General features: G+C 46.7%; 7 protein-coding genes. 5 read left to right on the top strand and 2 right to left on the bottom strand.

The window, feature by feature from the left end; translation table 11 throughout:
- From RMO52_RS12825 to RMO52_RS12805, 5 genes are all read left to right on the top strand, one after another.
- A partial coding sequence (locus RMO52_RS12825) for a Tn3 family transposase (protein ID WP_310414733.1) occupies positions 1–1,469 on the top strand: 1,469 nt, incomplete at its 5' end.
- Between the two features lie 546 nt (positions 1,470–2,015).
- On the top strand, positions 2,016–2,846 hold the full coding sequence (locus RMO52_RS12820; protein ID WP_310414728.1) for a ParA family protein: 831 nt from the start codon (positions 2,016–2,018) through the stop codon (positions 2,844–2,846).
- Positions 2,843–3,250: a hypothetical protein gene (locus tag RMO52_RS12815; protein ID WP_309744331.1), complete on the top strand. Its 408-nt coding sequence runs from the start codon at positions 2,843–2,845 to the stop codon at positions 3,248–3,250. Before RMO52_RS12820 ends, RMO52_RS12815 begins: the two co-directional genes overlap by 4 nt.
- Before the next feature lie 210 nt (positions 3,251–3,460).
- Positions 3,461–4,207 (top strand): hypothetical protein, encoded by a 747-nt coding sequence (locus RMO52_RS12810; RefSeq protein WP_310414724.1) that lies wholly within the window; start codon positions 3,461–3,463, stop codon positions 4,205–4,207.
- Positions 4,208–4,582: a tetratricopeptide repeat protein gene (locus RMO52_RS12805; protein ID WP_310414721.1), complete on the top strand. Its 375-nt coding sequence runs from the start codon at positions 4,208–4,210 to the stop codon at positions 4,580–4,582.
- A gap of 17 nt (positions 4,583–4,599) precedes the next feature.
- On the opposite strand, the gene RMO52_RS12800 is transcribed toward RMO52_RS12805, so the two are convergent.
- The gene (locus RMO52_RS12800) at positions 4,600–5,388 is read right to left on the bottom strand and encodes a tetratricopeptide repeat protein (RefSeq protein WP_310414719.1); all 789 of its coding nucleotides are present in this window, start codon (positions 5,386–5,388) and stop codon (positions 4,600–4,602) included.
- Positions 5,389–5,488: 100 nt separating this feature from the next.
- The coding region (locus tag RMO52_RS12795; protein WP_310414716.1) for a tyrosine-type recombinase/integrase at positions 5,489–5,859 on the bottom strand (371 nt) is incomplete at its 5' end.

Genomic DNA, 5,859 nt, shown 5'->3' with positions numbered 1-5,859 from the left:
CAAATGGATTACCGATTGCCGTTAATACCAACTGCGAGGAGTACCTGAGCAAACGATTACATCAACTCGAACAACAACTGGCAACGGTTAGTGAGCTGGCACTTGCCAACGAGCTACCAAATGCGATTATTACTGACACTGGCTTAAAGATTACACAGTTAGAGACAGTCGTACCGGATGGGGCGCAACGATTAATCGACCAAACTTCTGCACTACTCCCACGCATCAAAATTACTGAGTTGTTGATGGAAGTGGATGATTGGACGGGGTTTACTCGTCATTTTGTCCATCTCAAAGATGGACAACCCGCACCAGACCGAACTTTATTGCTATCAGCGATCCTTGCTGATGCTATCAATCTGGGATTGACCAAAATGGCTGAATCCAGCCCTGGACTGACCTACGACAAGCTATCTTGGCTTCAGGCTTGGCACATCCGAGATGAGACTTACTCGACTGCACTAGCCGATCTCGTGAATGCTCAGTTCCATCATGATTTTGCGAACAATTGGGGTGACGGTACTACCTCATCGTCAGATGGGCAGCGGTTTCGAGCCAGTAGTAAGGCGCAAAGCACTGGTCACGTCAATCCCAAGTACGGGAGTGAGCCAGGTCGAACGTTTTACACTCATATCTCCGACCAGTACGCACCATTTAGTACCAAGGTGGTTAATGTTGGTATTCGCGATTCGACCTATGTTTTAGACGGTTTGCTGTACCACGAATCAGACTTACGGATTGAGGAACATTACACCGATACGGCAGGTTTTACAGACCATGTGTTTGCCCTGATGCATTTACTGGGCTTCCGCTTTGCACCACGTATCCGCGATCTGAAAGACACCAAATTGTATGTTCCTAAGAACGAACAGGATTATTCGGCTTTGCAAGCGATGAATGGTGGTACTCTCAACCTCAAGCAGATCCGCGACCATTGGGATGAGATCTTACGATTGGCTACATCGATTAAACAAGGTACTGTGACTGCTTCACTAATGATGCGTAAACTTAGCAGTTATCCTCGGCAGAATGGATTATCGATTGCACTCAGGGAGCTGGGGCGGATTGAACGGACATTGTTTATTCTGGACTGGTTACAAAATGTCGAACTGCGCCGACGAGTTCACGCTGGATTAAACAAGGGAGAGGCGCGGAATGCGTTGGCTCGTGCGGTTTTCTTTAATCGTCTGGGTGAGATTCGCGACCGCAGTTTCGACCAGCAAAGCTACCGAGCTAGTGGCTTGAATTTAGTCACAGCGGCGATTGTGTTATGGAATACGGTCTATATTGAACGGGCAATTGAGGCGCAAACAGAGGCGGGGAAATCGATTGATGATGAGCTGTTGCAATATTTATCGCCGCTGGGTTGGGAGCATATTAATCTGACTGGTGATTATGTTTGGCGGCAAAATAAAGCGACTGAGGCTGGACAGTTTCGATCGTTGCGGTTATCTAAGATGCTGAAGTGATGTTATGTAAGTGTTTTAGAGAAAGGCTTTCAGCCTTAGCGTGCTATTTTGTCCGAATTCTGCGTTTCCCCCATCAGTTAACGATCGAATACGTTAGAGTAATAACACTTTAAATAGATTATACAAAAGTACTTTTGTATAATAGCAATATTTACCATAAGGTTTTACCTGCTAAAACAATGGAAGGGGGTTACTTCTCAACTATTATACAAAAGTAGTTTTATACATTTGTATAATGGTTTTAGAGCAGAATAGTATGTTCGACTTTTCCTTGTCTAGTCTACCACGATCGCACAATCTAGGGTTGGGGTTGCGTTAAACAAAGTGACTCTCGCATCAGGAAAACGTCTTTGAATAATAGCAATGAATAGTGTAGTGTTTAAGCCGAGCGACTTGAGACGACGCAAAAGCTTCGGCTAGCTGGCTCTCGTTCGCTGCCGAAAAGATCGTGACTCAATCATACTTTAATATTAAAGTAAATTAGTATCAAAGTATTTTTAATTATTTGTTTTAGCATATAATAGTGCAAATTTAAAAACGCAACCAATGCCAATTATCTCAACACTAGGACTGGCAGGGGGTCAGGGGAAAACGACCGTAGCCCTCATGCTAGGGCGATACTTAGGCAGATTGGGGATACCCGTTTTATTTATCGATGCCGATCCTCAATCGAGTCTGACTGCCTTTTTAGGCATAGATATCCAGCAAAATCAACCAACGTTATTAGAAGTCATCACCCTATCTGATTCAAAACTCAGTGCGGTCGATGCGATCGTACAGGTACCTCCAACCACTGAAAAACCGATCGTTGACAATAGCAATCTGTTTCTAATTCCCGCCGACGATGGATTAGAAGCAGCTAACTACAAATTAGCCGCTGGTGGAATGAGTTTGTTTGCTCTGCGCCAAAGACTCGAACCACTCGAACGAGAGTTTGGCGCGATTATTATCGACCCCCCACCAGAGCGGAGTCACTTAGCACAAACCGCATTGGGAGCGGCGGATAAATGGTTGATTCCCGCCGAGGCTTCAACCAAAGGAGTGCAATCGTTAGTAAGGACACTAGCCTTAATCGAGGAGTTTAAGTCAGCCTTACCAGGACGAGAGTTGCTGGGAGTTGTCCCATTTCGGGCAAAGTGGGTAGGACGACAGCCAACCAAAATTACCAGCAGTAGTATTGAAGCGATGAGTACGGTAGCGGGTGCAGATTTAATGTTGTCGCATATTTTAGAGAGCGATGTGTTTAAACAGGCGATCGATAAGCAAGTTAGCCCAACAGATTTGGGAGCTGGGCATCTAGAATATCCGATCGAGCAAATCATCCAGAAACTCAAACTCAGTTTAGCCCCTAAATACCAAAAATTAATTAAGTTATGAGCCTCATCAATGACATCAAAAATCGTCAATCGCAACCAACAGTAACCGAGGCGAGAGTAGATATCCTAACAGAGACAACACAGATCGCCGATCTCCCACCCATTAATTCCCCGGCAACTCAACTAGACGAATTGAGAGGTTTATTAGCCCGATATCCAGAGATCGCCAAACAACAGCCGATCCGATTGCAGGTAGCGATCAAAGAGAAGATCGATGCACTCTGTCAACAGGAGAGCATCACGGCAGAAACTTTACTAGAGGCTCTGTTTACGATCGCTCAAGCGCAAGGTACATTGCCGAACGTGGTGAGTAGAGCGCAAGAGCAATTAAGAGTGCGAAAAGAGATGGGAAATCTCAAAAGCCGAATTACCCAACTAGGAAATTTGCTCAAACATAATCACTAATTGGCGTTGATGTCGATTCGGCACAGCCGACGCTCCGCGAACGACTCCAGGCACTGTCATCTCAAGCAGAAAACTTGGCGTGTTAATCTTCGAGCGGTCTTGATTTAAGCTAATTTACCCAAGGCGGTTTAAATTGCTGCGTGGCATGATAGCGATCGATAGCACTATCTATCGCGAGTTTTGGGTAATTAGTGGAGAAGTTAGTTCATCGTGAAAAATATCAGGATTCAAACCTGTAGCATGGGAATTGCGGCAATTATTAGCATTGGAGGAGTAGCGGGCTTCGCCACAGCACCAGCAGTCGCGGCTGATGGAGATCTATCTTGGCGCGATCGCAACCAAGTGCAAGCCGAGGTCAGCAGATTAGATCGAGAAATTACCACCAATCCTAACGAGCCAGATAACTACAACGAGCGAGCGATGCTCAAAGATCGGCTAGGCGACCGCCAAGGAGCCTTAGCCGACTACAATCGGGCGATCGATCTCGAACCCAATTTCACGACGGCTTATCTCCACCGAGGTTTGTTTAGAGCAAATCGGCTGAATTTCCCATTGGGTGCATTTTTAGACTACAACCGAGCGGTCGAACTCGATCCTACCTACGTTAAGGCATACCTCAATCGCGGCATTCTTCGTTGCAGCAAAATGAATGACGCAGACATCGGCATGGGAGATTTACGCCAAGCCGCTCGGCTTGCCAGACAGCAGCATAAAACCGATCTATATCAATTGGCAAATCGCGAATTGAGCAGATGCGAAGCTACCAGAAATACGCCACTCATCGCCGTAAAACCAGCAGCGTCGAAGATCGTTCCTCCAGTCGCTCGTCAACCTGAGCGACCAAAGCCAGTAGCAACCGCCGAACCTGTGGAACTTAACCAACCAGCTCTCAGGCTAGCGAGTAACAAGCGATCGTCGATCGCTACTCCTGTTGTCACAGAAACGAAGGTTTTATGAGTGGTTGCCACAAATGTAACAAAACCTAAAATTGCGGCTCAACCAGCAACACCGATTCTAGCTACAGTAGCACCAAAAAGTCAGTTCGAGCAAAGAGCAATCGCTGCTTACAAGCGGGGCGGCGATAAGTTCAAAGACAATAAGAAGGCGGCGATTGCCGAATACACCAATGCCATCGCCTTCAACGCGAACTATGCCGATGCCTACTTCAATCGGGGCTTGGCACGGAAGTTAACTGGCAACAAAGCTGGGGCGATCGCCGATTTGATTACCGCTGCAAATATCTATCGACAACAACAGCAACAGTCTAATACTGATGAGGCAATGTCCCTAGTTCGCGAACTCAAAGGTTACAAACCACGCCCAAAAAACTAGTTTTCCGACAGGATAGTTCAGGGAGCATCGACAATATTAGGATCGAGATTAATTGCACGATCCAGATCGAAATTTGCCCCTCGAACGTCATCGAGCAGATTACGTTTGAGCAGACTTCGTGCAAAATAAGCAGCAGCTAAATTGGGAGCGAGGGAGATCGCTCTGTCATAGTCAACCAATGCCCCCAACCGATCTGCAAGTTCCTGATGCTTGAGCGTACCGCTATTATAATAAGCTTCAGATAAGGTAGGATCTAGCTCGATCGCCCGATCGTAATCCGCCAGGGCACCTGAAATATCCATCAATTTAACATTCTTTAACAGTCCGCGACAGTTATAAGCCGGAGCAAAGTTAGGATCGACGCAGATCGCTAGATCGTAATCTGCTAGAGCATATTCAACATCATCAAGTCTGTCATATTTAATCAAACCGCGAGTGGTGTACGTCGAAGCATCGCGAGGGTTGAGGAGGATCGATAGATTGAGATCGGCTAAGGCTCCAGGAATGTCACCTAATTGCTGATACCTAAGCAAACCGCGATTGGCATAAGCAACGGCATAATCGGGGTCATACCTAACGGCTGAGTCGAAATCTGCCAGCGCACCCTGGATATCACCCAAATTCGCATACTTGAATGAACCGCGATAGTTATAGGATCTGGCATAGCCAGGATCGAGTCGCACGGCGCAGTCATAAGCAGCTAAGGCACGCTCATAATTTCCACTTTGGGATTGATGATTGCCGAGCGTAATATAGCTATCTGGGGTAATAAGGTAATTGTCTCGTTTTGACGAACGCTCTGACATAATTTTGAGGTTTAAGTAGTTCACTTATATCACAAATTCCGCAAGGGTATTGATGACCCGATTATTTCCTCGCTCCGATTGCTGTAGGTGCGCTCGACCTCTATTCGGGATTGAGATTGATTCCCAATTTCAAGGCTGGATTATTCGTCCACCTGTCGCCAATATGCGTGTAAATCGCCGTGGTCTTGGGATCGGCATGACCGAGTAAATCCTGCACCTGGCGCAACGATGCCCCATTTTGAATCGCCAGAGTCCCCGCTGTATGCCGTAGAGAGTGAGCCGAGAGAGTCCGTCCATCCCCATGTTTGAGGTTGAGTTCGGTGAGATAGCTATCGACAACGAATCTAATCCCTCTTCTAGACAGACGACGATCTTCCCGGTCTGGGTCGATTTGATGGCGGGGATGGTGAAGATTGATAAATAGCGGAGTTAGAGCGGTAGTACTAAATTTAGCCTGTCTCCTGGCGAGTA

This window comes from Chamaesiphon sp. OTE_8_metabat_110 (genome assembly GCF_031382685.1).
In the GTDB taxonomy this organism is placed as follows: Bacteria; Cyanobacteriota; Cyanobacteriia; order Cyanobacteriales; family Chamaesiphonaceae; genus Chamaesiphon.
This window is presented reverse-complemented; position numbering and strand designations above follow the sequence as displayed.

What these genes read in the sequence shown, in the direction of transcription:
- RMO52_RS12820 (WP_310414728.1), top strand. Translation starts at nt 2,016, where the DNA reads ATGCCAATTATCTCAACACTAGGACTGGCAGGGGGTCAGGGGAAAACG.
- RMO52_RS12815 (WP_309744331.1), top strand. Translation starts at nt 2,843, where the DNA reads ATGAGCCTCATCAATGACATCAAAAATCGTCAATCGCAACCAACAGTA.
- RMO52_RS12800 (WP_310414719.1), bottom strand. Translation starts at nt 5,388, where the DNA reads ATGTCAGAGCGTTCGTCAAAACGAGACAATTACCTTATTACCCCAGAT.